The organism is Amycolatopsis sp. NPDC003676, assembly GCF_053587275.1.
In genome coordinates, this window is sequence record NZ_JBSFNS010000071.1 from 18,577 (window position 1) to 42,825 (window position 24,249).

Annotated in this window: 23 protein-coding genes; 21 read left to right on the plus strand and 2 right to left on the minus strand. The window is 68.2% G+C overall.

What is annotated here, in order from left to right:
- Window positions 1–8: 8 nt before the first annotated feature.
- Both ACWDNU_RS30985 and ACWDNU_RS30990 read left to right on the plus strand, forming a co-directional pair.
- The gene (locus ACWDNU_RS30985; RefSeq protein ID WP_449671496.1) at window positions 9–668 is read left to right on the plus strand and encodes a hypothetical protein; all 660 of its coding nucleotides are present in this window, start codon (window positions 9–11) and stop codon (window positions 666–668) included.
- Window positions 669–752: 84 nt separating this feature from the next.
- Complete coding sequence (locus ACWDNU_RS30990; RefSeq protein ID WP_449671500.1) at window positions 753–1,142, plus strand: DUF3592 domain-containing protein; 390 nt, start codon at window positions 753–755, stop codon at window positions 1,140–1,142.
- Window positions 1,143–1,220: 78 nt separating this feature from the next.
- Here the strand turns inward: ACWDNU_RS30990 and ACWDNU_RS30995 are convergent, their stop codons facing one another.
- Complete coding sequence (locus ACWDNU_RS30995; protein ID WP_354750209.1) at window positions 1,221–2,054, minus strand: inositol monophosphatase family protein; 834 nt, start codon at window positions 2,052–2,054, stop codon at window positions 1,221–1,223.
- A gap of 224 nt (window positions 2,055–2,278) precedes the next feature.
- Between ACWDNU_RS30995 and ACWDNU_RS31000 the strand changes: the two genes are divergently transcribed.
- Both ACWDNU_RS31000 and ACWDNU_RS31005 read left to right on the plus strand, forming a co-directional pair.
- Entirely contained in the window at window positions 2,279–3,349 is a 1,071-nt protein-coding gene (locus ACWDNU_RS31000; RefSeq protein WP_370932297.1) for a glycosyltransferase family 4 protein, read from the plus strand.
- A 3-nt stretch (window positions 3,350–3,352) separates the two neighbouring features.
- Window positions 3,353–4,456, plus strand: a complete 1,104-nt coding sequence (locus ACWDNU_RS31005; protein ID WP_370932296.1) for a glycosyltransferase — start codon at window positions 3,353–3,355, stop codon at window positions 4,454–4,456.
- 3 nt (window positions 4,457–4,459) lie between these two features.
- Here ACWDNU_RS31005 and ACWDNU_RS31010 read toward each other — a convergent pair whose 3' ends face one another.
- On the minus strand, window positions 4,460–4,918 hold the full coding sequence (locus tag ACWDNU_RS31010; protein ID WP_370932295.1) for a MarR family winged helix-turn-helix transcriptional regulator: 459 nt from the start codon (window positions 4,916–4,918) through the stop codon (window positions 4,460–4,462).
- A 90-nt stretch (window positions 4,919–5,008) separates the two neighbouring features.
- On the opposite strand from ACWDNU_RS31010, the gene ACWDNU_RS31015 reads away from it, so the two are divergent.
- The 17 genes from ACWDNU_RS31015 (at window position 5,009) to nuoN (ending at window position 24,084) form a co-directional block, all read left to right on the plus strand.
- Window positions 5,009–5,656: a DUF4386 domain-containing protein gene (locus tag ACWDNU_RS31015; RefSeq protein WP_370932294.1), complete on the plus strand. Its 648-nt coding sequence runs from the start codon at window positions 5,009–5,011 to the stop codon at window positions 5,654–5,656.
- Between the two features lie 10 nt (window positions 5,657–5,666).
- The gene (locus ACWDNU_RS31020; protein ID WP_344288263.1) at window positions 5,667–6,356 is read left to right on the plus strand and encodes a demethylmenaquinone methyltransferase; all 690 of its coding nucleotides are present in this window, start codon (window positions 5,667–5,669) and stop codon (window positions 6,354–6,356) included.
- Between the two features lie 9 nt (window positions 6,357–6,365).
- Complete coding sequence (locus ACWDNU_RS31025) at window positions 6,366–7,661, plus strand: geranylgeranyl reductase family protein (protein WP_370932293.1); 1,296 nt, start codon at window positions 6,366–6,368, stop codon at window positions 7,659–7,661.
- Between the two features lie 664 nt (window positions 7,662–8,325).
- Entirely contained in the window at window positions 8,326–8,736 is a 411-nt protein-coding gene (locus ACWDNU_RS31030) for an NADH-quinone oxidoreductase subunit A (protein WP_037818926.1), read from the plus strand.
- Window positions 8,737–8,740: 4 nt separating this feature from the next.
- Entirely contained in the window at window positions 8,741–9,289 is a 549-nt protein-coding gene (locus ACWDNU_RS31035; RefSeq protein WP_009072052.1) for a NuoB/complex I 20 kDa subunit family protein, read from the plus strand.
- Between the two features lie 6 nt (window positions 9,290–9,295).
- Entirely contained in the window at window positions 9,296–10,057 is a 762-nt protein-coding gene (locus ACWDNU_RS31040) for an NADH-quinone oxidoreductase subunit C (protein ID WP_370932292.1), read from the plus strand.
- Window positions 10,054–11,385, plus strand: coding sequence for an NADH-quinone oxidoreductase subunit D (locus ACWDNU_RS31045; RefSeq protein WP_370932291.1), 1,332 nt, complete (start codon window positions 10,054–10,056; stop codon window positions 11,383–11,385). The genes ACWDNU_RS31040 and ACWDNU_RS31045 overlap by 4 nt, the downstream gene beginning before the upstream one ends.
- A complete protein-coding gene (gene nuoE / locus ACWDNU_RS31050) occupies window positions 11,382–12,245 on the plus strand; it encodes an NADH-quinone oxidoreductase subunit NuoE (RefSeq protein ID WP_449671497.1) in 864 nt (287 codons plus the stop codon). Before ACWDNU_RS31045 ends, nuoE begins: the two co-directional genes overlap by 4 nt.
- Window positions 12,245–13,528: an NADH-quinone oxidoreductase subunit NuoF gene (gene nuoF, locus ACWDNU_RS31055; protein ID WP_009072060.1), complete on the plus strand. Its 1,284-nt coding sequence runs from the start codon at window positions 12,245–12,247 to the stop codon at window positions 13,526–13,528. Before nuoE ends, nuoF begins: the two co-directional genes overlap by 1 nt.
- Entirely contained in the window at window positions 13,525–15,987 is a 2,463-nt protein-coding gene (locus ACWDNU_RS31060) for an NADH-quinone oxidoreductase subunit G (protein ID WP_449671498.1), read from the plus strand. The genes nuoF and ACWDNU_RS31060 overlap by 4 nt, the downstream gene beginning before the upstream one ends.
- Complete coding sequence (nuoH, locus tag ACWDNU_RS31065; protein WP_370932287.1) at window positions 15,984–17,330, plus strand: NADH-quinone oxidoreductase subunit NuoH; 1,347 nt, start codon at window positions 15,984–15,986, stop codon at window positions 17,328–17,330. The genes ACWDNU_RS31060 and nuoH overlap by 4 nt, the downstream gene beginning before the upstream one ends.
- A complete protein-coding gene (gene nuoI / locus ACWDNU_RS31070) occupies window positions 17,317–17,862 on the plus strand; it encodes an NADH-quinone oxidoreductase subunit NuoI (RefSeq protein WP_182890363.1) in 546 nt (181 codons plus the stop codon). The genes nuoH and nuoI overlap by 14 nt, the downstream gene beginning before the upstream one ends.
- Window positions 17,859–18,737, plus strand: coding sequence for an NADH-quinone oxidoreductase subunit J (locus tag ACWDNU_RS31075; RefSeq protein WP_449671499.1), 879 nt, complete (start codon window positions 17,859–17,861; stop codon window positions 18,735–18,737). Before nuoI ends, ACWDNU_RS31075 begins: the two co-directional genes overlap by 4 nt.
- Window positions 18,734–19,033 (plus strand): NADH-quinone oxidoreductase subunit NuoK, encoded by a 300-nt coding sequence (gene nuoK / locus ACWDNU_RS31080; protein WP_033291119.1) that lies wholly within the window; start codon window positions 18,734–18,736, stop codon window positions 19,031–19,033. The genes ACWDNU_RS31075 and nuoK overlap by 4 nt, the downstream gene beginning before the upstream one ends.
- A gap of 13 nt (window positions 19,034–19,046) precedes the next feature.
- Window positions 19,047–20,954 carry an NADH-quinone oxidoreductase subunit L gene (gene nuoL / locus ACWDNU_RS31085; protein ID WP_370932285.1) on the plus strand — a complete coding sequence of 636 codons (1,908 nt, stop codon included), beginning with the start codon at window positions 19,047–19,049 and terminating at the stop codon, window positions 20,952–20,954.
- A gap of 13 nt (window positions 20,955–20,967) precedes the next feature.
- A complete protein-coding gene (locus ACWDNU_RS31090) occupies window positions 20,968–22,506 on the plus strand; it encodes an NADH-quinone oxidoreductase subunit M (protein ID WP_449671501.1) in 1,539 nt (512 codons plus the stop codon).
- 12 nt (window positions 22,507–22,518) lie between these two features.
- A complete protein-coding gene (nuoN, locus tag ACWDNU_RS31095; protein WP_370940588.1) occupies window positions 22,519–24,084 on the plus strand; it encodes an NADH-quinone oxidoreductase subunit NuoN in 1,566 nt (521 codons plus the stop codon).
- The last annotated feature ends 165 nt before the right edge of the window (window positions 24,085–24,249 follow it).

Below are 24,249 nucleotides of genomic sequence, written 5' to 3' on the forward strand. Positions count from 1 at the left end.
AGGATTCGGTGGCCATGAAAGTGCGGGCGCAGCTCCGCCACGCCCGGCTCGACGGCCGGGAGTGGCGGGTGCTGCGCCCTGCTCCCGCTCTGGATACCGCGGTGTTGTACGAAAACGACCGGTATCCGCAAATGTGCGTCGACCGCCGCGCGGCGTATCGGATCGGGGCGTTGTGGCTGCTGGCCGCGCGGTCCCGGCATACGGTCATCCACCTGCCGTTGCGCGCTGGCCGGACTCCCGCCGCGCCGGAGCACACCGGTCGTCCGCTGGATCTCGTGCTGAGCCAGCACACCGCGCAGCTGCGGGCATCGCACTGGCCTCGGCTGAGGGCGGCGCTTGGCCCGGCCCGGCCGCACACGGTGCGAATCCCGGCTGATCGGCGTCCGGTGGAGCGGCCGCACTGGCGGACCCGGGACCGGCTGTACGACCGGATCCACGCTGACACGCTGTTCCTGACCGGCAGCGCGGCAGTCTTCCGATTCACGGCGGAGTACTTTTTCGACCTCGCCTTCCTCGCTCCGGGCTCTGCCCCGGGCGAGGAAACTCCGCACCACGCGTGTTCGGACCTGAATTGCACAACTCAGGTGCTGGTCAATACGTACAGCCTGCACGTGTTTTACCGGGCGCATTGGCTGCCGAGTGCCGAGCTGGTCGGCGCACCCGACTAAACTCTGGGTGTGGCAGCAAGGAGCGTGCAGGCGCGGCGGATCGGGTGGTTCGCCGTGTTGGGCGTAGCCGTGCTGCTCACCGTGATGTGCGTGAGTCTCGTTTTCGCCGCGTTCCGCAACGACAACGCCATCGAATCGCACCTGGGCACCGCGACCGCGACGGTCGAGTCGGTGGCGTTCGACCGGACGATCATCCAGTACCAGACGCCGGACGGCATCGTGCACAGCCCGCCGACCGGGGTGCTGTATCCGTCGGGCCTCGCCGCCGGCCAGCTGGTGGCGATCGAGTACGACGCGACCAACCCGGAACTGACCCGCGTCGCCGGCCGGACGGCGACGCTGACGCTGCTGCCGGTGGGGATGACGGTGCTGATCACGTGGCTGGTCGCGGGCCCGCTGCTGTGGTGGCTGCGTCGGCTGATCAAGCGGGACCGGTCCGCTGCCGCTCCGGAACCGATCCCCGCGAAGGTCTGATTCTTCGGCTCAACGTCCGTGAGGGCCACCCTCACGGACTCTGATTCCCTCAGGGTTCCCCTCACGTACTTCAGGCACTCAGGTCCCGACGGTTTCCTGCCACCAGCCGAGCACCTCGTCGGCGACCCCAGGGGCGGCGACTAGCAACCCGTCCGTAGGCAGCGCCGCGTCCTCGCCGTGCTTGTCCAGCACCACCGCGCCCGCCTCGATCGCCATCGCGACCGACCCCGCGACGTCCCATTCGTGGTAGCTGTGCAAAACCGCCGCAGCCGCGTGGCCCAGCGCGACCTGCGCGATCGACAGCGCGGCCGACCCCAGCACCCGCACCCCCGCGTGCGCGGCCGCCGCTCGTTCGATGAACTCGCCCATTCCCGGCCACGGGCCCTTGCGCGCCAGTTCGGTGCAGACAATCGCCCCGGCCGTACCCGAACGGTCCACCAGCTTCAGCGGCTTCCCGTTAGCCCGGGCACCGCGGCCGCGGGCGGCGGCGTAGATCTGCGCCCGGTACGGGTCCGCGACCACGCCCACCACGGGGCCGCTCGCGTCGACCAGGGCGAGGCTGTACGCGCACCAGGGCACTCCGGCCACGTAGTTCGCCGTGCCGTCCACCGAATCGACCACCCAGCGGTATTCCGCGACGTCCGCGCCGTGGTCGGCCCCGAATTCGTGGCCTACCACCGGGATTCCGGGGAACTCCGCGGTCAGCACGCGGCGGGTGTGCCGTTCCAGGATCCGATCGGTGTCGGTGACCCAGTCGAACGGCGAATCCAGCGTCGCCGGGTGCGCGCCGCGGCCGGCGGTCGCGGTGATCACGTCGGTGGCGTCGTTCGCCAGCCGCCCCGCGACCTCGAGCGCTCGGGAGAGCAGCCCGGGTTCGACGGGCCGCGACGGCCTGGAAGACAAGAGGGTCATGCCTGCTTAGTCTGGGCGGTCCTGGTGTCCGGGACACGACCGGAAGATGACATGTCGTGGCGAATTCTTCGACGGTCGGCGCCCAAGCGCGGACGCTGCGGAGTGTTTCGCCACCGTTGGCCGGTCGGTTACGCGGGATTGGCCCGCCCTGCCTGCGGTTTTGCGACAGTGACGCCGTGCGAGTCGCCATAGTCACCGAAAGTTTCCTGCCCCAGGTGAACGGCGTGACGAATTCCGTCCTGCGGGTCGTCGAGCACCTGGTCGAATCCGCGCACGACGTGCTGGTCGTCGCGCCGGGGCCGGGTCCGGCGAGTTACCGCGGCGCTCCGGTCGTCCGCATTCCGGCGCTGGACTTCCCCGGCGTGAACTCGCTGCCGATCGGCCTGCCGACGCGCACCGTGCTGACCGCGCTGGCCGATTTCGGACCGGACGTCGTGCACTTGGCCTCGCCGTTCGTCGTCGGCGCGCGCGGGCTCGCCGCGGCCAGACGGCTGCGGGTGCCGTCGATCGCGGTTTACCAGACCGACATCGCCGGGTTCGCCACGTCGTACGGCTTCGGCATCGGCGCGCGGGCGGCCTGGCGCTGGGTGCGCCGGCTGCACTCACGGGCCGACCGGACGCTCGCGCCGTCGTCGGACTCGATCGAACAGCTGAAGCTGCACGGCGTTCCGCGCGTGCACCGCTGGGCGCGCGGCGTGGACATCAGCCGCTTTTCCCCGGTGCACGCGGACCCGGCGCTGCGCGCGGAACTCGCGCCGAACGGCGAGCTGCTGGTCGGCTTCGTCGGACGGCTCGCTCCGGAGAAGGAGGTCGACCGGCTGACCGTGCTGGCCGGGATGCCGGGGGTGCGCGTGGTCGTGATCGGCGACGGACCGGAGCTGCCTGCGCTGCGGGAACGGTTGCCTGGCGCGGCTTTCCTTGGTGCGAAATACGGCGACGAGCTGTCGGTCGCGTACGCGAGCCTCGACGTCTTCGTCCACACCGGGCCGCACGAGACGTTCTGCCAAGCGGTGCAGGAGGCGATGGCGTCCGGGCTGCCGGTGCTCGCGCCGGACGCGGGCGGCCCCAAAGACCTCGTGCTGCCTGGCCGGACCGGCTATCTGCTGCCCGCTGATCGCGAGTCGTTCGGCCCGGCGCTGGTGTCCAAGGTCGACGACCTGCGGGACGCGGCATTGCGGGCGCGGCTCGGCGAGAAGGCGCGGAAAGTGGTGCTGGGCCGGACGTGGCCCGCGGTGTGCCGGGAGCTGGTCGGGCACTACGAAGCGGTCCAGGGCCGAGTCGCGCGTGCGGCTTGAGCCATGCACATCGTCCAGCTGGCGAACTTCTACGGACCGCGGTCCGGCGGGTTGCGGACCGCGCTGAATCACCTCGGCGCGGGGTACGTCGCCAGCGGGCATCGGGTGACGCTGGTCGTGCCGGGGCGGCGGTACGCGGTGGAAAGCCTGCCGACCGGGGTGTGCCGGTATTCGTTGCCCGCCTTGCAGATTCCCGGAACCGGCGGTTATCGCGCGGTCGACCCGCAGCGGGTCCGGGCGGTGTTGCGGCGGCTGGAGCCGGATCGGCTGGAGGTGTCGGACCGGCTGACGTTGCGGGGGATGGGCGTCTGGGCTCGGCGGAATGGCGTGCCCAGCATGGTGATCTCGCACGAGCGGCTGGACCGGTTGCTGGAGCAGTTTCTCTTGCCGGGGGCGATGGCTCGGCACGTCGCGGATGTCGCGAATCGGCGGATGGCGGCGTCGTATGACACGGTGGTTTGCACTACTGCCTTTGCCCACGCGGAGTTCGAACGGATCGCCGCGCCTAACGTCCGGCGGGTGCCGTTGGGGGTGGATCTGGCTACCTTCGCGCCGTCGATGCGGGATTCGGGATGGCGGACGGCGTTGGCCGGTGGCGCTGACGCGTTGATTGTCCATTGTGGTCGGTTGTCGCCGGAGAAACACGTTGAGCGGAGCGTGGATACGGTCGCTGAGCTGACTGAGTCCGGGGCACGGGTGCGGTTGGTGATCGCGGGGGACGGGCCTCGGCGGCGGGCGTTGGAACGGCGGGCCAGGGGCTTGCCGGTGACGTTCCTCGGCTTCTTGGCTGGACGCGGCGATGTGGCTCGGTTGCTGGCCAGTGCGGATGTTTCGCTGGCTCCGGGGCCGCACGAGACGTTCGGGTTGGCGGCTTTGGAGGCGCTTGCTTCCGGTACGCCGGTGGTGGTTTCGGCGTCCTCGGCGCTGCGGGAGATCGTGCGGCCCGGGTGCGGGGCGGCGGTGGATGACTACGCGCCCGCTTTTGCCAGTGCGGTGACCGGGTTGCTGGACAGTCCAGAGGAGCTTCGGCGCGCGGCCGCCAGAGCGCGAGCCGAGGAATTCGCGTGGCCGAACTCAGTCCGCGGAATGCTCGCCGCGCTGGGCTGACAACTAGCCGCGGTAGCCGGGGTGGATGCCGGGGGTGAGTCCGCAGTCCTCGGCGACTCGGCCGAGCAGTCCGCGCAGCACTGAACGTTCCTCTGTGGACAGTGCCGCCATCATCTCGTCTTCATGCGCCGCAGCGGCTTTCGCCAGCGCGGCCATCGTTTCTTGGCCTTTGTCGCTGAGGAAAACCGCGTAAAGGCGACGGTCTTGCGGGTTGCGACGGCGTTCGATCAGGCCCTGCTGCTCCAGGCCGTCGACCAGTGCGACCAGCCGGGTGGGTGGCGTGCCCAGTTCGGCGGCCAGCACCTGCTGGCTCTCGCCGGGGCGGCGCGCGATCGCCCGGAGCAGTCCGGTCTGGGGCGGCGTCAGGCCCAGGTCCGCGACGCGCTCGGCGAAGCGCTGGGTCGCGTGTGCGCCCAGCTGGGCCAGCAGGAAGGCGCTGCCGAACGTCGGGGGTCCTTGCATGCCCTGAACCGTATCGCTTGACAATCCATTACACCAGTGTAATCGTTACAGTGGTGAAACTAATTGACCTGGAGGTTTGCCATGACGACCATGACCAGACAGCAGGGCGGCCCGCCGCTATTGGCACCGGCGCTGGCGTTCGGGGTACTGACCGTCGCGTCGGCGGTCCTCGGGGCGGCGGGGACGCGGCCGGATTCCAGCGCGGCGGAGGTCGCGGCGTATATCGGCGGCAACCAGGGCGTCGTGCAGTTACTCGCGTTCGCGGTGTTCGGCGCGTCGGTTCCGCTCGCGGTGTGGGCTGCGACGGCCTATCGCCGACAGCGGCGGCTCGGGGTCGCGGCACCGGGCGCGGTGATCGGACTCACCGGTGGCGTGCTGTCCGCGGCCGCGCTCGCGATGAGCGGGCTGATCACCTGGACCGCCGCGCAGGCCAGTGACACACCCGCAGTGGCGAGGGCGTTGACCAGCCTCGCGTTCGCGTCCGGCGGGCCGGGGTTCGTGGTGCCGCTGGCGTTGCTGATCGCTGGGATCGCGGTGCCCGCCTTGTTCCTGAACCTCTTGCCGCGCTGGCTGTCGATCGCTGGGCTGGTGGTCGCCGCGGCGGCCGTGCTTGCCTCGCTGTCGCTGCTGACTCCGGCGCTGTATCCGCTGATCCCGGTCGGCCGGTTCGGCGGGCTCGCCTGGCTGATCGCCGCCAGCGTCCTGCTCCCGCGCGACCGCGCGGCACGGACGGACTAATCTCGGACCCATGCCCCGAGCGAGCCTGGACAAGGATCCGCACGAAGTCGCCGCGATGTTCGACGGCGTCGCGTCCGGTTACGACCGGGCGAACTCGTTCATGACGTTCGGGTTCGACCGGCGCTGGCGCACCACCACGGCGCGCGTGCTGGACGCCAAACCGGGCGAGAAGGTGCTCGACCTGGCGGCGGGCACCGGGGTGTCCACCGTCGAGTACGCGCGCGGCGGCGCCTGGTGCCTCGCCGCCGACTTCTCCGTCGGGATGCTCAAGGCCGGCCTGCACCGGAACGTGCCGATGGTCGCCGCGGACGCGATGTGCCTCCCGTTCGCCGACGACAGCTTCGACGCCGTCACGATCTCGCTCGCGCTGCGGAACTTCGTCGACACCAAGGGCGCGCTCGCGGAGATCCTCCGCGTGGTCAAACCGGGCGGCCGGCTGGTGATCTGCGAGGTCTCAACGCCTTCCTTCGCTCCCATCCGGTTCATCTACCGGCGGTTCATCCTCAAGCTGCTCACCTGGGTCGGCAGCCGGTCCTCGACGAACCCCGAGGCCTACTCCTACCTGGCCGAATCGATGCTTGCCTGGCCCGATCAGCGCGGGCTCGGGGAGATCATCGCGAGTGCGGGATGGACCGAGGTCGAGTGGCTGAACCTCACATTCGGCGTCGTCGCGATCCACCGCGCGCGCAAGCCTGCCTAAACTCGCGGTATGACGACCTCGCGCCGCCGCAGCCCAGACCACGACGCCGAAGTGATCGTGGTCGGGGCTGGACCGGCTGGTTCGACCGTGGCCACCTATCTCGCCCGGGCGGGCGTGGACGTACTGCTGCTGGAGAAAACCGTCTTTCCGCGCGAGAAGGTGTGCGGCGACGGTCTCACCCCGCGCGGCGTGAAGCAGCTGATCGACCTCGGCCTCGACACCAGCGAGGAAGCGGGCTGGGTGCGGAGTCGTGGGCTGCGGATCCTTACCGGGGATCTGACGCTTGAGTTCGACTGGCCGGACCTCACTGACTACCCGCCTTACGGGGTGTCTCGGACTCGGCACGACTTCGACGACCTGCTCGCGAAGACCGCGGTGAAGGCTGGGGCTCGGTTGTATGAGCGGACCACGGTCACCGGGGCGATCACCAATGCTTCCGGCCGGGTTGTCGGTGTTGAGGCGAAGGTTGGGCCGGAGAAGACTCCCGTTAGTTATCGGGCGCCGTTGGTGCTTGCCTGCGATGGGGTGTCGGCTCGGCTCGCGCTGAGTGTCGGGATCGACAAGAACGAGAAGCGGCCGATGGGGGTCGCTGTTCGGCGGTATTACAAGAGCCCCAAGCATGATGATCCGTTCATCGAGGGGCATCTTGAGCTGTGGGATCGGTCTGATCCTCGGGATCCGAAGCTGCTGCCTGGGTATGGGTGGGCGTTCCCGCTGGGCGATGGGACGGTCAACGTCGGGCTGGGGATGCTGTCGACTTCGGCGTCCTTCCGGAACACCGACTATCGCGCGCTGTTGCGGCAGTGGCTTGACGGGACGCCTGAGGAATGGGGTTATCGCGAGGAAAACGCCATCGGCAAGGTCGGTGGGGCTGGGTTGCCGATGGGGTTCAATCGGACTCCGCATTACCGCGACGGGCTGCTGTTGCTCGGCGACGCCGGGGGCATGGTGAGTCCGTTCAACGGCGAGGGGATTTCCGCGGCGATGGAGTCGGCGCAGCTCGCGGCCGAGGCTGTCGTACAGGCGCTGGCCCGGCCGGAAGGCCCGTCGCGGGAACGCGCGCTGGAGGGGTACCCGCGGGCTGTCGGCGAGCTGATGGGCGGGTACTACCGGCTCGGGAACGTGTTCGCGAAGCTGATCGGGAAGCCGAAGATCATGCACGCGGCCACCAAGTACGGGTTGCGGGTCAACAAGCTTCTTCCCTTGGTGTACAAGGGACTTTCCGGCTGCTACGACGCCCGCGGCGGCGACGGAGTGGACCGGCTGATCGCGGCTCTCGCCCGCGCCACCCCCAGCCCGCGCTGACCTCAGCCTGGCGCGCGCTGCCGAGGTACGTGAGGGTTCCCCTCACGAACTTCCGCCGGAACGAACCGCCGCCCCCGCGCTACTGAGAAACCCCCAATGTGGCATTGGGTGCGTCAGACGCACCGAACGCCACATTGGGTGCGTGACATGCACCCAATGCCACATTGGGGCGCTTGGGGCCGGGCGTGACGGGGCGTTCGGGGACCGGGTTTCGGGGCGGCACAGGCGTTCCGGGGCCGGAGCATTACCCGGCTGGAGCAATCGGTTGTCCGGCCGGTCAGTGTGATACGTCACAAGATCGAGTCGGCCGGGAGTCTCGGCGCGGTTCTTGAAGAGGCCTTTACCGCTGGTCTCGCCATTGCGGGGCGGGGTGGGCCTGGGAAACCGGCCGGTCAAGTAAGGACTGCCTTAGTCCGCAACCCCTCGGGACAAGAGTGTGACTCACGTCCTACACTCCCCCCATGCTTTGTGAATCGCTTCACAACCGCGACTCGTCGCTTGTGAACTATTTCACAAGCAGACGGTGGGCCGGACACGGGCCGTAAGGGCGCCCTGACCCTCGGCGGTGTGACCCAGCTCCCTTAGGGTGCGCAACCGAGGACTCGGACCACCACCCGAGAACAACCCGCAGCGGCGCGGAAAGGATGGCGAAGACCCCGTGCTGATGGTGCCCGTGCTGGCGCAGGCCGATCCCGGACCGGCGGCGCCCGGACTCAACGTGTATCTGCCGCTCGTCCTGCTTTTCGTGCTCGCGGCGGGGTTCGCCGTGTTCTCCGTGCTGCTGGGGCCGCTCGTCGGGCCGAAGCGGTACAACCGCGCGAAGACCGCGGCGTACGAGTGCGGCATCGAACCGTCGCCGCAGCCGCTCGTCGGCGGCGGCCGGATGCCGGTGGCCTACTACATCACGGCCATGCTCTTCATCCTGTTCGACATCGAGATGGTGTTCCTCTACCCGTTCGCGGTGAACGCCAACGCACTCGGTGTCTTCGGCCTGGTGGAGATCGTGCTGTTCATCGTGACGGTCGGGTTCGCGTACGCCTACGTGTGGCGGCGCGGCGGCCTGGATTGGAACTGAACCCATGGGCCTGGAAGAAAAACTCCCCAACGGCATCCTGCTGGCCAGCCTCGAGGGACTGGTCAACTGGGCACGCAAGAACTCGCTGTGGCCGGCGACCTTCGGGCTCGCCTGCTGCGCGTTCGAGATGATGTCGGTCGGCGGTTCGCGCTACGACATCGCGCGCTTCGGCATGGAGCGGTTCTCCGCGACCCCGCGCCAGGCCGACTTGATGATCGTGGCCGGCCGGGTGACCCAGAAGATGGCCCCGGTGCTGCGCCAGATCTACGACCAGATGGCCGAGCCCAAGTGGGTCCTCTCCATGGGCGTCTGCGCCTCGTCCGGCGGGATGTTCAACAACTACGCCGTCGTGCAGGGCGTCGACCACATCGTGCCGGTCGACATGTACCTGCCGGGCTGCCCGCCGCGGCCGGAGATGCTGCTCGACGCGATCCTCAAGCTGCACGCCAAGATCCAGGACGAGCCGATCAACGCCCGCCGCGCCGCGATCCGCGCGGCCAGCGGGGCCCGTACCGAGCTGATCCCGTCCTCGATCAAGTACGCGAAGAAGTGAGCACCGGTGCCTGAGAACCCCGAAGAGACTCCCGAAACCGGCGGCCCGCAGTCCAGCGCGGAGCGGCCCGAAGCCGGCCTCGAAGCGCACGGCCCGGGAGCGGCCGAACCGGTCGTCGCCGGTCGCGAGCGCAAGGGCATGTTCGGTGTCCGCGGCAGCGGGGACACCTCCGGTTACGGCGGCCTGCGGCTGCCCGCGTACAGCCCGCCGCCCGCGGAGCGTCCGTACGGCGGCTGGTTCGACGAGTTCGCCGACGAGTTCATGGCGGCCTTGGCGGACAACAAGATCCCGCCGTCGGCAGTCCTGCAGACCACGGTTGACCGCGGCGAGATCACCTTCTACGTCAGCCGCGAGCACCTCGTCGACATCGCCAAGGTGCTGCGCAACGACCCGGGCCTGCGGTTCGAAATGCTGCTGGCGGTCACCGGCGTCGACTACGGCGTCGATGTTCCGCAGCGGATGCACACGGTCTACGACTTCCTGTCGATGACCTACCGCCGCCGGATCCGGCTCGAGATCACCATGGACATGGACAATCTGCACGTCCCGTCCCTGGTCCCGGTCTACGCGACGGCGGACTGGCACGAGCGCGAGGCCTACGACATGTTCGGCATCGTCTTCGACGGCCACCCCGGCCTCACCCGCATCTTCATGCCGGACGACTGGGACGGTTTCCCCCAGCGCAAGGACTACCCGCTCGGCGGGATCCCGGTCGAATACAAGGGCGCGGAAATCCCGCCGCCGGACCAGCGGAGGTCGTACTCGTGACCATCAACGACGAAACGACGGAAGCCGAGTACGCGGAAGTCCGGGACACCACTGAAGGCCCCGTCTACCACGTCTCCGGCGGAGACTGGGACGAAGTTCTCGGCGACGCCCAGCACGACGACCGCATGGTCATCAACATGGGCCCGCAGCACCCGTCCACGCACGGCGTGCTCCGGCTCGTGCTGGAGCTGGAAGGCGAGACGGTCACGCAATTGCGCGCCGTGGTCGGCTACCTGCACACCGGCATCGAGAAGAGCGCGGAGTTCCGCAACTGGACCCAGGGCGTCACCTTCGTGACGCGCGCGGACTACCTCGCCCCGCTGTCGAACGAGATGGCCTACTGCCTCGCTGTCGAGAAGCTGCTCGGTATCAAGGCTCCGCCGCGCGCGGAGATCCTGCGGGTGCTGCTCCTCGAGCTCAACCGGATCACCTCGCACCTGGTGTTCATCGCGACCGGCGGCATGGACCTCGGCGCCACCACCGCGATGACGCTCGGCTTCCGCGAGCGCGAAGAAGCCATGCACCTGCTGGAGTACCTGACCGGGCTGCGGATGAACCACGCGTTCATCCGGCCCGGCGGGCTCGCGCAGGATCTGCCGGAGGACTGGGCCGAGAAGGTCCTCGACTTCTGCAAGATCATGGACAAGCGGCTTCCGTTGTACGACAAGATGTTCACCGGCCAGCCGATCTGGCGCAACCGGCTCAAGGACGTCGGCGTGCTGCCGCTCGACGCGTGCCTCGAACTCGGCGTCACCGGCCCGGTGCTGCGCGCCGCGGGCCTGCCGTGGGACCTGCGCAAGACCGAGCCGTACTCGCGCTACGACGAACTCGAGTTCGACATCCCGACCTCGACCGACGCCGACAGCTGGGCGCGGTACCTGCTGCGGCTGGAGGAAATCCACCAGAGCCTGCGGATCATGAAGCAGGTCGCGAAGATGGCCGAGCCCGGCCCGGTCATGGTGGAGGACAAGAAGATCGCCTGGCCCGCGCAGCTGTCCATCGGCAGCGACGGCATGGGCAACTCGCTCGGCCACGTCAAGAAGATCATGGGCCAGTCGATGGAATCCCTGATCCACCACTTCAAGCTCGTCACCGAGGGCTTCCACGTGCCGCCGGGCCAGGTCTACGCGCCGGTCGAATCGCCGCGCGGCGAGATCGGCGCGCACCTGGTGTCCGACGGCGGCACCCGCCCGCTGCGCGTGCACCTGCGGGAGCCGAGTTTCGTGAACATGCAGGCGATGCCCGCGATGGCCGAAGGCGGCCTGGTCGCCGACCTCGTCGTCGTGATCGCTTCGATCGACCCGGTTCTGGGGGGAGTTGACCGATGACGAACCCGACCGCAGTCCCGGAGCCGGGTCCGCACGACGCGACGAAGACGTACGCGGCCGCGGGAGCCGACACCGATGTCGCCGCGATCGCGCCCGACCCGTCGCTGGCCGAGGACATTCTCGCCGACACCCCGGCGGTGGACGTGTTCGACGCGGACACGCACCGCGAGGCGAAGGAAATCATCGCCCGCTACCCGATGTCGCGTTCGGCGCTGCTGCCGATGCTGCACCTCGTGCAGTCGGTGCAGGGCTACGTGAGCCAGGAAGGCATCGCCTTCTGCGCACAGCACCTCGACCTGACCGACGCCGAGGTCAGCGCGGTCGCGACGTTCTACACCATGTACAAGCGCCGCCCGTGCGGCGAGCACCTGGTGAGCGTCTGCACCAACACGCTGTGCGCGGCGCTGGGCGGCGACGACATCTACAAGAAGCTCCAGACGCACCTCGGTTCGGCGGAAAAGCCGCTGGGGCACGAGGAAACCGCGGGCACGCCGGGTGAACAGGGCTCGATCACGCTGGAGCACGCGGAATGTCTCGCCGCGTGCGACCTCGGGCCGGTGCTCCAGGTCAACTACGAGTACTTCGACAACCAGACGCCGGAGCAGGCGGTCGCGCTCGTCGATGCGTTGCAGGCAGGCAAAAAGCCCGCCCCGACGCGCGGTGCGGCGCTGACTGACTTCAAGGGCGCGGAGCGGCAACTCGCCGGGTTCTGGCCGGAGGACGAGGTCGCGTACCGCAGTGCGGTGGACGGTCCGTCGCAAGCGGTCGAGACCTTGCGCGGCGCGCAGATCGCGGCCGACCGCGGCTGGTCCGCTCCCGGCATGCAGGACGTCCCACTCCCCGAAGTGGAGAAGAAGTAATGGCTGATCCCATCACTCCGGTCCTCACGAAGCGCTGGCTGTCCCCGGAATCCTGGCGCATCGAGACCTACGAAGCGCTCGAGGGCTACACCGCGGCGCGCAAGGCGCTGGCCGCCACGCCCGAGCAACTCGTACAGGTGGTCAAGGACTCCGGCCTGCGCGGTCGCGGCGGCGCGGGCTTCCCGGCGGGCGTGAAGTGGTCGTTCATGCCGCCCAACGAAGACAAGCCGCACTACCTGGTGATCAACGCCGACGAAGGCGAACCCGGTACCTGCAAAGACATTCCGCTGATGATGGCGGACCCGCATTCGCTGATCGAGGGCTGCATCATCGCCTCGTACGCGATGCGGTCGCACCACTGCTTCATCTACGTCCGGGGCGAGGCGCTGCACTGCATCCGCCGGCTCAACGCGGCCGCCCGCGAGGCGTACGCGAAGGGCTACCTCGGCAAGAACATCTTCGGCAGCGGCTGGGACCTCGAGCTGACTGTGCACGCCGGGGCCGGCGCGTACATCTGCGGCGAGGAAACGGCGCTGCTGGACTCGCTCGAAGGCCGCCGCGGCCAGCCCCGGCTCAAGCCGCCGTTCCCCGCCGCCGCCGGGCTGTACGCCGCGCCGACGACGGTGAACAACGTCGAGACCATCGCGAGCGCGTCGTACATCATCAACGCCGGTTCGTCGTGGTTCCGCGAGATGGGCCGCGAGAAGTCGCCCGGCCCGAAGATCTACTCGATCTCCGGTCATGTCGAAAAGCCCGGCCAGTACGAATGCCCGCTCGGCACCACGCTGCGCGAGCTGCTGGAGCTGGCCGGCGGCATGAAGGACGGCATCCCGCTCAAGTTCTGGACTCCGGGCGGTTCGTCGACCCCGATGTTCACCGCCGAGCACCTCGACGTCCCGCTCGACTTCGAGGGCGCGGCCGAGGCCGGTTCGATGCTCGGCACCACCGCGGTGCAGGTCTTCAACGAGACCGTTTCGGTGCCGTGGGCGGTCATGAAGTGGACGCAGTTCTACGAGCACGAGTCCTGCGGCAAGTGCACCCCGTGCCGCGAGGGCACGTACTGGCTGGCGCAGATCCTCGAGCGGATGGTCGAGGGACACGGCACCGAAGAGGACATCGACACCCTCCTCGACGTGTGCGACAACATCTTCGGCCGCTCGTTCTGCGCGCTCGGCGACGGCGCGGTGTCGCCGATCCAGAGCGGCATCAAGTACTTCCGGGACGAGTTCCTGGCTCTGTGTGAGAGCAACAAGCGAGAACTGGTGGGAGCGCAGGCATCATGACGATCGCCCCCGACAAGCCTGAGACGGCTGAAACGCCGGTCCCCGAAGGTCACGTGAAGCTGACCATCGACGGCGAAGAGGTCATCGCCCCCAAGGGCGAACTGCTGATCCGCACCGCCGAGCGGCTCGGCACGAGCATCCCGCGGTTTTGCGACCACCCGCTGCTCGACCCGGCGGGCGCGTGCCGCCAGTGCCTGGTCGAGGTCGAAATGGGCGGCCGTCCGATGCCGAAGCCGCAGGCCTCGTGCACGATGACGGTCGCCGACGGCATGGTGGTCAAGACCCAGCTCACCTCGCCGGTCGCGGACAAGGCGCAGCAGGGCGTGATGGAGCTGCTGCTCATCAACCACCCGCTCGACTGCCCGATCTGCGACAAGGGCGGCGAGTGCCCGCTGCAGAACCAGGCGCTCGCGCACGGCCGCGCGGAATCGCGGTTCGTCGACACGAAGCGCACGTTCCCGAAGCCGCTGCCGATCTCGTCGCAGGTGCTGCTCGACCGGGAACGCTGCGTGCTGTGCCAGCGCTGCACCCGGTTCTCCGACCAGGTGGCCGGCGATCCGTTCATCGCGCTGCTCGAACGCGGCGCGCACCAGCAAATCGGCACCGCGGAAACCGCCGACGTGCTGGATCTGGCCTCCCGCACCACCGGCGGCGAGCCGTTCCAGAGCTACTTCTCCGGCAACGTGATCCAGATCTGCCCGGTCGGCGCGCTCACCAGCGCGGCGTACCGGTTCCGGTCGCGGCCGTTCGACCTGGTGTCGGCGCCGAGCGTGTGCGAGCACTGCTCGTCCGGCTGCGCCGAGCGCACCGACTTCCGCCGCGGCAAGGTCCAGCGCAAGCTGGCTGGCGACGACCCGGAGGTGAACGAGGAATGGCTGTGCGACAAGGGCCGCTTCGCGTTCCGCTACGTGCAGGCCGGTGACCGGATCCGCCGTCCGCTCGTCCGCAACGAGCACGGCGAGCTGGAGGAAGCGTCCTGGACCGACGCGCTCCGGATCGCCTCGGCCGGGCTGCTGAAGGCCCGCGAGGGCAAGGGCGGCGCGGTGCTCACCGGTGGCCGGCTGACCGTCGAGGACGCCTACGCGTACTCGAAGTTCGCCCGGATCGCCTTGCGCACCAACGACATCGACTTCCGCACCCGCGCGCACTCGGACGAGGAGCTGGCGTTCCTCGGCTCGACGGTCGTGGGCACCACGCCGGAAACCGGCGTGACGTTCGGCGAGCTCGAACAGGCCAAGACGGTGCTGTGCGTGGCGTTCGAACCCGAGGACGAAGCGCCGATCGTGTTCCTGCGGCTGCGCAAGGCGGCCCGCAAGAACCGCACCCGCGTTGTCCACTTGGGACAGTGGACAACCTCCTCGGTGCGCAAGACCTTCGGCGAACTGCTGGCCTGCGTACCCGGTGGCGAAGCGGCCGCGGTGGACGGCATCGCGCAGCACGCGGCCGACGTCGACGCGGCGCTCAGCGGCGAGGGCGCGGTGATCCTGGTCGGCGAGCGGGCCGCGGAAATCCCCGGCCTGTTCTCCGCACTGGTGCGGCTCACCGCCCGCACCGGAGCCCGGCTGGCGTGGATCCCGCGCCGAGCGGGCGACCGGGGTGCACTCGAAACCGGTTGTGTCCCCACGCTTCTGCCCGGCGGCCGCTCGGTCGCCGACGACGCGGCTCGCGCCGAGGTCGGCAAGCAGTGGGGCGCCGAGCTTCCGGCCGAACCGGGCCGCGACGTCACCGGAATCCTCCAGGCCGCTTCCGGCGGACAGCTGGACGCGCTGGTGGTCGGCGGCGTCGACCCCAACGACCTGCCGGACCCGGACCTGGCCCGCCGCGCGCTCGACAACGTCGGATTCGTGGTCAGCCTGGAACTGCGGGCGAGCGAGGTCACCGAACGGGCCGACGTGGTCCTGCCGATCGCCCCGGCGGTCGAGAAGTCCGGCAGCTACCTCAACTGGGAGGGCCGCCGCCGCGACTTCGACATCACGTTGGAGGGCACCGGTTCCCTGTCAGACGGCCGGGTGCTCGACACGCTGGCCGTCGAGATGGACGCCGACCTGTTCACCCAGACCCCGGCGGCCGCCGCGGGCGACTTCGCGAAGCTCGCGCCGGTCGCCCCGTCGGTGATCGCACCTTCGGTCGCCGCCTCCACGGCCCCGGTCCCGAACGGCAAGGCAGTGCTCGCCACCTGGCGGCAGCTGATCGACAACGGCTCGCTGCAGGACGACGAACCGCACCTCAAGGGCACCCAGCGGCCGCCGGTCGCGCGGCTTTCGGCGAAAACCGCTGAAGGACTAGGCGGAACCGTCCGGGTGTCGAACGAGCGCGGGTCGATCATTCTGCCGGTCGAGGTCGCCGACCTGCCGGACGGCGTGGTGTGGCTGCCCGGCAACTCCGACGGCTCGGCCGTCCGCGCCGCACTCGCCGCCGGACACGGCGCGCTCGTGCAGATCTCCGGAGGTGACCAGTGAGCCCGCAGCTCACGCAGTTCCTCGCCGAGTACCCGGACGCGGCCGAACGCGCCCGGCTGCTCGCCGACGACCCGTGGTGGCTCGTCCTGATCAAGGCGGTCGTGGTCCTGCTGATCGGGCCGGTCCTGACGATCTTCCTGATCGTGTGGGAGCGCAAGGCGATCGGCCGGATGCAGAACCGGCCCGGCCCCAACCGGGTCGGCCCCGGCGGTTACCTGCAGTCGCTCGCCGACGCGGTCAAGCTCCCGTTCAAGGAGCAGATCATCCCGGACACCGCCGACCGCAAGGTGTACTTCCTCGCGCCGGTACTGTCCGCGGTCCCCGCGCTGATCGCGCTGTCGGCCATCCCGTTCGGCCCGGTCGTCTCGATCTTCGGGCACCGCACGGTGCTGCAGCTGATGGACCTCCCGGTCGGCGTGCTGGTGATCCTCGCCTGCTCGTCGGTCGGCGTGTACGGCATCGTGCTGGCGGGCTGGGCTTCCGGCTCGCCGTACCCGCTGTTCGGCGGCATGCGCTCGGCGGCGCAGGTGATCTCCTACGAGATCGCGATGGGCCTCTCGATCGTCGCGGTGATCCTCTACTCCGGTTCGCTGCAGACGTCGGAGATCGTGCAGGCGCAGACGCACGGCTGGTACTTCTACATGCTCATCCCGAGCTTCGTGATCTACGTGATCTCGATGGTCGGCGAGACGAACCGCGCGCCGTTCGACCTCCCGGAGGCCGAATCCGAACTGGTCGGCGGGTTCCACACCGAGTACAGCTCGATGAAGTTCGCGATGTTCTTCCTCGCCGAGTACGTCAACATGGTGATCGTCTCGGCGTTCTGCACCACGCTGTTCCTCGGCGGCTGGCGGTTCCCGTTCGTCGGCGACGATTCGCCGCTGAACCAGAACTGGTGGCCGATCCTCTGGTTCTTCGCCAAGACCTTCCTCCTGCTGTTCGGCTTCATCTGGCTGCGCGGCACGCTGCCCCGGCTGCGGTATGACCAGTTCATGCGACTGGGCTGGAAGGTCCTGGTCCCGGTCAACCTGGTGTGGATCGTGGTCGTGGTCGCGATCAAGACCATCCAGTGGAGCTGGCCGCAGATCCTCGTCGGCGTCGGCATCGTGCTGGTGGTGCTCGTGCTGCTGAGCCTCGCGCTGCCGGACAAGAAGCTGCCCGAATCGGACTACGTCGACCTGGCCGGAAGCGGCTACCCGCTGCCGCCGCTGGACCTGCGGGTCCCGGACGCGACGCCGCGGCAGAAGGCGCTGGCCAAGGCGGAGGCGAAGGCCGCGCGGCGCAAGCCGGCCGGCGTCACCGCGGCGGCCGCACAGGAAGGAACAGAAGATGGCGGCAACTGACTTCCTCAATCCCATCAAGGGATTCGGCGTCACCTTCGGGATGATGTTCAAGAAGGTCGCGACCGAGGAGTACCCCGAGGCGGGTGCTCCGGCCGCACCGCGCTACCACGGCCGCCACCAGCTCAACCGGCATCCGGACGGGCTGGAGAAGTGCGTCGGCTGCGAGCTGTGCGCGTGGGCGTGCCCGGCGGACGCGATCTTCGTCGAGGGCGGCAACAACACCGACGAAGAGCGGTACTCGCCGGGCGAGCGGTACGGCGCGGACTACCAGATCAACTACCTGCGCTGCATCGGCTGCGGCCTGTGCATCGAGGCGTGCCCGACCCGGTCGCTCACCATGACCAACTTCTACGAGCTCGCCGACGACGACCGGCAGCGGCTCATCTACACCAAGGAAGACCTGCTCGCCCCGCTGCTGCCGGGCATGGAGCAGCCGCCGCACCCGATGCGGCTCGGCGACAACGAGCAGGACTACTACGTGAACGGTCCCGAGCTGGCCGCGAACGCGCAGCAGCAGGAGGCGAAGAAGTGATCGCCGCCCTTCTCGCGCAGGCACCGGCGTCCGGCGTCGACGCGTCCGTGACGACCGGCGAGGCCATCGCGTTCTGGATCCTCGGCCCGCTCTCGCTGCTGGGCGCGCTCGGGATGATCTTCTCCCGCAACGCCGTGCACTCGGCGCTGTGGCTGGTGCTCACGATGCTGACGCTGGGCGCGCTGTACATGACGCAGTCCGCGCCGTTCCTCGGGTTCACCCAGATCATCGTCTACACCGGCGCGATCATGATGCTGTTCCTGTTCGTGCTGATGCTGGTCGGCCGGGACAGCTCGGACTCGGTGGTCGAAGTCCTTCGCGGGCAACGGCTCGCCGCGTCGGTGCTCGGCATCGGGCTCGCCGCGCTGATCGCCGCGGGCGTGTTCCGCGCGATGGTCAATGTGACCCCGGCCAAACCGCTCGACCCGTACCAGCAGACCGGCGGCGGCCCCGGCGGTCTCGGCCGGCTGATCTTCACCCAGTACCTGTTCCCGTTCGAGCTCACCTCGGCGCTGCTGATCACCGCCGCGCTCGGCGCGATGGTGCTGGCCTTCACCGGCCGCACCGGCAAGACCAAGCTCTCCCAGCGCGAACTGGTCAAGCTGCGCTTCCAGGGCAAGCACGACCGTCCGTCGCCGCTGCCCGGTCCCGGCGTGTTCGCCACCGCCAGCTCGGTGTCGACCCCGGCGCTGCTGCCGGACGGTTCGGTCGCGCCGGAATCGCTGTCGGAGATCATCGAGTCCACCTCGGCGATCCGGCTCATGCGCGAGCGCAAGCTCATCGCGGACGAGGGCCCCAAGCCCGACGCGCACGCACTGGTCGGCGGCGTCGGCAAGGCCGAGCCCGCCGAGGAAGAAGAAGGGGACGGAAAGTGACCCCGAGCTATTACCTGCTGCTGTCCGCGCTGTTGTTCTGCATCGGCGCGGTGGGCGTGCTGGTCCGCCGCAACGCGATCGTCGTGTTCATGTGCATCGAGCTGATGCTGAACGCGGTGAACCTGACCCTGGTCACCTTCGCCCGCATCAACGGCGGGCTGCACGGCCAGGTGATGGCGTTCTTCGTGATGGTGGTCGCGGCCGCCGAGGTCGTGGTGGGGCTGGCGATCATCATGGCGATCTTCCGCACCCGCCGCTCGGCTTCGGTCGACGACACGAACCTGCTGAAGTACTGAGGGAGACGACCGAGTGACCGCATCATCGTGGCTGCTGGTGGCCCTTCCCGCCCTCGGCGCCCTGGTTCTGCTGCTATCCGGAAAACGCGCGAAGGCGTGGGGGCACCTGCTCGGCTGTGCCACCGTCACGCTCGCCTTCGTGTACGCCGTGATCCTGTTCTTCTCCACCGACAGCCACTCGGTCACCGACACCAAGATCTACTCGTGGATCCCGGTGACCCAGCTGCAAGTGGACTTCGGGCTGCGCATCGACGCGCTGTCGCTGACGTTCGTGCTGCTGATCACCGGCGTCGGCATGCTGATCCACTTCTATTCGATCGGCTACATGGCCGACGACGAGGGCCGGTACCGGTTCTTCGCGTACCTGAACCTCTTCGTCGCCTCGATGCTGATCCTGGTGCTGGGCAACAGCTTCGTGACGCTGTACCTCGGCTGGGAGGGCGTGGGTCTCGCCTCGTACCTGCTGATCGGCTGGTATCAGAACCGCCCGTCCGCGGCGACCGCGGCGAAGAAGGCGTTCCTGATGAACCGCGTCGGCGACGTCGGGCTCGCGCTGGCGATCTTCCTGATGTTCAAGTACGTCGGGTCGACCGGTTACGCGCAGGTCTTCGAGGGCGTCGCGCAGGGCAAGATCCCGCCGGGCGCGATCACCGCCATCGCGATCCTGTTGCTGCTGGGCGCCTGCGGTAAGTCGGGCCAGTTCCCGCTGCAGGCCTGGCTTCCGGACGCGATGGAAGGCCCGACCCCGGTGTCGGCGCTCATCCACGCGGCGACGATGGTCACCGCGGGCGTCTACCTGGTCGCCCGCTCCAACGTCATCTTCACCGCGACGCCGGACGGACGGCTGGTCGTCACCCTGGTCGGCGCGGTCACGCTGCTGCTCGGGTGCATCGTCGGCTGTGCCTACGACGACATCAAGAAGGTGCTCGCGTACTCGACGGTCAGCCAGATCGGCTACATGATGCTGGCGGTCGGCCTCGGGCCGGGGATTTACGCGCTCGGCATCATGCACCTGGTGGCGCACGGCTTCTTCAAGGCCGGGCTGTTCCTCGGGGCCGGTTCGGTCATGCACGGCATGAACGACGAGGTCGACATGCGCAAGTTCGGCGGCCTGGCCAAGAAGATGCCGATCACCTTCGTCACCTTCGGCCTCGGCTACCTGGCGATCATCGGCTTCCCGTTCCTCACCGGGTACTACACGAAGGACGCGATCATCGAGGCGGCGTTCGGCCAGGAAGGCTGGCGCGGCTGGGCTTTCGGGCTCGCCACGGTGATCGGCGCCGGGCTCACCGCGTTCTACATGACGCGGCTGATGATGATGACCTTCTTCGGCAAGCAGCGCTGGAAGGACATCAAGTCTTCGGACGGACGCGATTTCCACCCGCACGAGTCCAAGCCGATCATGTGGGTCCCGATGGCGATCCTGGCGGTCGGTTCGGTCGGCGCCGGTGCGTTCTTCGCGCTGGGCAACCGGTTCGTCGACTGGCTGTCCCCGGTGGTCGGCCAGTTCGAGGAGGCCGAGCACACCCCGATTCCTTCGTGGACGGTCCCGGCGGCGACGCTGGTGCTGGCCGCGCTCGGCGTGCTGCTGGCGGTCTGGCTGTTCCGTCCCTCGCGCGACGTCCCGGTCGAACGCCCGGAGCGGGTGGCCTGGCCGGTCCGCGCGGCGCGCAAGGACCTGTACGGCAACGCGCTCAACGAAACCCTGGTCGCCCGTCCGGGCACCTGGCTGGCGCGGGCGCTGGTGTACGTGGACAACCGCGGCGTCGACGGCGCGGTGAACGGCCTGGCCGCGGCACTCGGCGGCGGGTCCGGGCGGCTGCGCCGGACGCAGACCGGATTCGTGCGGTCGTACGCACTGTCCATGCTCGGCGGCACGTTCCTGCTTCTCGCGGCCCTTCTGCTGGTGAGGTTCTCCTGACATGACTTGGCTTCTGGCGCTCATCCTGCTGCCGCTGGCCGGCTCGCTGGTGCTGGCGTTCCTCAAGGGGAACGACCGGGCCGCGGTCGCCACGGCGCTCGTCGTGTCCATTGTGGAGTTCCTGCTGATCATCCCGTTCTGGGCGAGCTACTCGCCATCGGGCGAGCGCATCCAGCAGGCCACGACGATGGACTGGATCCCGAACTTCGGCATCCACATCTCGTTCGGCACCGACGGCATCTCGCTCATCATGATCGCGGTGATCGCGCTCCTGGTGCCGATCGTCGTCGGCGCGCTCGGGCTCACCGACAAGCTGCCCGCCGGCCGCAGCGCGGGCGGGTTCCTGTCGCTGATCCTGCTGCAGGAGGCGATCACGATCGGCGTCTTCGCGGCGACCGACGTGTTCCTCTTCTACGTGCTGTTCGAGATCATGCTGATCCCGATGTACTTCCTGATCGGCGGATACGGCGGCGCGAACCGGCAGTACGCGGCGGTGAAGTTCTTCCTGTACTCGTTCCTCGGCGGCCTGATCATGCTGGCCTCGGCGATCGGGGCGTACTCGCTGGCCTCGGACAAGCTCGGCAAGGGCACGTTCGACTGGGCCACGCTGGTCACGGTGGTGCGCGACGCGCCGACCGGCACGCAGATCTGGCTGTTCCTCGGCTTCTTCCTGGCGTTCGCGATCAAGGCGCCGCTGGTCCCGTTCCACACCTGGCTGCCGGACGCCGCGGGCCAGGCCCCGATCGGCGTCGCGGTGCTGCTGGTCGGCGTGCTGGACAAGGTCGGCACGTTCGGTTTCTTGCGGTACTGCCTGCCGATGTTCCCGGAGGGCAGCAAGGCGCTCGCGCCGCTGGTGCTGATCCTGTCGGTGATCGGCGTGCTGTACGGCTCGATCCTCGCGGCCGGGCAGCGCGACATGAAGCGGTTCATCGCCTACGTGTCGATCGCCCACTTCGGGTTCATCGCGCTGGGCATCTTCACCTTCAACGAGCAGGCGATGGTCGGTTCGGTGTCGTACATGCTGAACCACAGCCTCTCCACCGGGATGCTGATCGTGGTGATCGGCCTGATCGTGATGCGCGGCGGGTCGAGCAAGATCTCGGACTACGGCGGCATGGCGAAGGTGACCCCGCTGCTCGGCGGAATGCTGCTGCTGGCCGGGCTTTCCGCGCTGTCGCTGCCCGGGACCAACTCGTTCATCAGCGAGTTCCTCGTGCTGCTGGGGTCCTTTGTGGACCAGCCGGTGTACACGATCCTCGCGACCGTGGGCATGGTGCTCGCCGCGGCGTACGTGCTGTGGCTGTACCAGCGGATCATGCAAGGCCCGGTTCGCGGCGACGCCCTGGTGGGCGTCGGCGGCGGTCCGGGCACCGCGATCGCGCCGGAACTCGGCGCTCGCAAGGCCATTACCGACCTGGGCAAACGCGAGATCGCGATCCTCGCGCCCATGGTCATCCTGATCATCGGACTGGGCTTCTATCCCAAGCCGATGCTCGACACGATCACCCCGTCGGTGCAGGCGACGCTGTCTGCCGTGCAGGGAGGCAAGTAAACCGTGCTCGACATGTTCCTGGCGCAGGCGCCGGCAGCGCCGATCGAAGTGCCTTCAGTCGATTACGCGGCCGTGCTGCCGATGCTGATCGTCTTCGGCGTCGCGTGCATCGGCGTGCTGGTGGAAGCGTTCGCACCGAAGGCGACGCGATGGGGGATCCAGGTCACGATCTCCCTCGGCGCGATCATCGCCGCCGGGGTCTCGCTGATCCTGTACGCGACTGGTGCTTCTGCTTCTAAGGCTGGTACGACGACGTTCTCCGGGTCTATTTCGGTGGACCGGCCGTCGTTGTTCCTGTGGGGCACTTTGTTGCTGCTTGGGCTTGGGGCGGTGTTCCTCATCGCTGACCGCAAGGTTGAGCCTGGTGGTGCGTTTGTGGCTCAGGCGGCGATCCGGCCCGGGACTGTGCAGGATCGGGCGCAGGCGGCTACTACGTCGCAGACTGAGGTTTTTCCGCTGACGCTGTTTGCGCTTGGCGGGATGATGACGTTCTGTGCTGCTAATGATCTTTTGACGATGTTCATTGCGTTGGAAGTTCTGTCGCTGCCGTTGTACCTCATGTGTGGTCTTGCTCGCCGTCGTCGGTTGATCTCGCAGGAAGCGGCGGTTAAGTACTTCCTGCTGGGGGCGTTCTCTTCGGCGTTCTTCCTGTACGGGCTGGCGTTGCTGTACGGGTACGCGGACTCGGTGAAGCTTGCTGACATCGCGCATGCTGCTGCTGGGTCGGATCGGTCGGACACGTTGTTGTTCGCCGGTCTTGGGCTGCTTGTGGTGGGTCTGTTGTTCAAGGGGTCGGTTGGGCCGTTCCATACTTGGACGCCGGACGTCTACCAGGGTGCGCCTACTCCGGTTACCGGGTTTATGGCTGCTTGTACGAAGGTTGCCGCGTTCGGGGCGATCTTGCGTGTGCTCAGCGTCGGGTTTTCCTCGACTAGCTGGGAGTGGCGCGGGGTTATGTGGGCCGTGGCCATTATTTCTATGGCGCTCGGGGCGATTCTCGGTCTGACGCAGACTGATGTTAAGCGGATGATCGCTTACTCGTCTGTGGCGCACGCTGGGTTCTTGCTCGTGGGTGCTATTGCGATGACCGAGGATGGGTTGTCCAGCACGCTGTTCTACTTGCTGGCTTACGGGTTCACTACGTTGGCTGCGTTCGGTGTGGTTTCCCTGGTTCGCGACTCCAGCGGGGAGGCTACGCATCTTTCCGCTTGGGCTGGGTTGGCCAAGCGGTCGCCGGTTTTGGCTGGGGTGTTTACGTTCTTGCTGCTGGCGTTGGCTGGGATTCCGTTGACCAGTGGGTTTGTTGGGAAGTTCGTGGTGTTTTCGGCGGCGTTGTCGGATGGGATGGCGCCGTTGGTGGTTGTCGCGCTGGTGTTTAGTGCGGTGGCTGCGTTCTTCTATCTGCGGGTCATCGTGTTGATGTATTTCTCTGAGCCTGCTGCTGATGGGCCTACCGTTACGGTGCCGGGTGGGTTTACTACTGCGGCTATTGCTTTGGGTGTTGTGGTTACGTTGGTGCTTGGTGTGTTGCCTGCCTTTGCGTTGGATTGGGCTGGGGCTGGAGGGTTTGCTTCCTGAGTTCTCGGGTGGCTCGTCGCCTGGCGGCGACATTGCGCCCCGGCGGTGAGGCTGGGCACCCCGATTTTTTAGTGCGACTACGGCGCTGGGGTGCTTGTCAAGGCGGGAAAGATGCCTTGACAAGCACCCCAGCGCCGGGTTTTTTGGGTTGTTTAGGGGGTGGGG

Bases quoted from the DNA above. Each gene is read 5' to 3' on its own strand.
- ACWDNU_RS31020 (WP_344288263.1), top strand. From the start codon at position 5,667: ATGCCCCGAGCGAGCCTGGACAAGGATCCGCACGAAGTCGCCGCGATG.
- ACWDNU_RS31025 (WP_370932293.1), top strand. From the start codon at position 6,366: ATGACGACCTCGCGCCGCCGCAGCCCAGACCACGACGCCGAAGTGATC.
- ACWDNU_RS31010 (WP_370932295.1), bottom strand. From the start codon at position 4,918: ATGCAAGGACCCCCGACGTTCGGCAGCGCCTTCCTGCTGGCCCAGCTG.
- nuoF (WP_009072060.1), top strand. From the start codon at position 12,245: ATGGCTGATCCCATCACTCCGGTCCTCACGAAGCGCTGGCTGTCCCCG.
- ACWDNU_RS30990 (WP_449671500.1), top strand. From the start codon at position 753: ATGTGCGTGAGTCTCGTTTTCGCCGCGTTCCGCAACGACAACGCCATC.
- nuoE (WP_449671497.1), top strand. From the start codon at position 11,382: ATGACGAACCCGACCGCAGTCCCGGAGCCGGGTCCGCACGACGCGACG.
- nuoI (WP_182890363.1), top strand. From the start codon at position 17,317: ATGGCGGCAACTGACTTCCTCAATCCCATCAAGGGATTCGGCGTCACC.
- ACWDNU_RS31060 (WP_449671498.1), top strand. From the start codon at position 13,525: ATGACGATCGCCCCCGACAAGCCTGAGACGGCTGAAACGCCGGTCCCC.
- ACWDNU_RS30995 (WP_354750209.1), bottom strand. From the start codon at position 2,054: ATGACCCTCTTGTCTTCCAGGCCGTCGCGGCCCGTCGAACCCGGGCTG.
- nuoN (WP_370940588.1), top strand. From the start codon at position 22,519: ATGTTCCTGGCGCAGGCGCCGGCAGCGCCGATCGAAGTGCCTTCAGTC.
- ACWDNU_RS31035 (WP_009072052.1), top strand. From the start codon at position 8,741: ATGGGCCTGGAAGAAAAACTCCCCAACGGCATCCTGCTGGCCAGCCTC.
- ACWDNU_RS31015 (WP_370932294.1), top strand. From the start codon at position 5,009: ATGACCAGACAGCAGGGCGGCCCGCCGCTATTGGCACCGGCGCTGGCG.
- ACWDNU_RS31030 (WP_037818926.1), top strand. From the start codon at position 8,326: ATGGTGCCCGTGCTGGCGCAGGCCGATCCCGGACCGGCGGCGCCCGGA.
- ACWDNU_RS31005 (WP_370932296.1), top strand. From the start codon at position 3,353: ATGCACATCGTCCAGCTGGCGAACTTCTACGGACCGCGGTCCGGCGGG.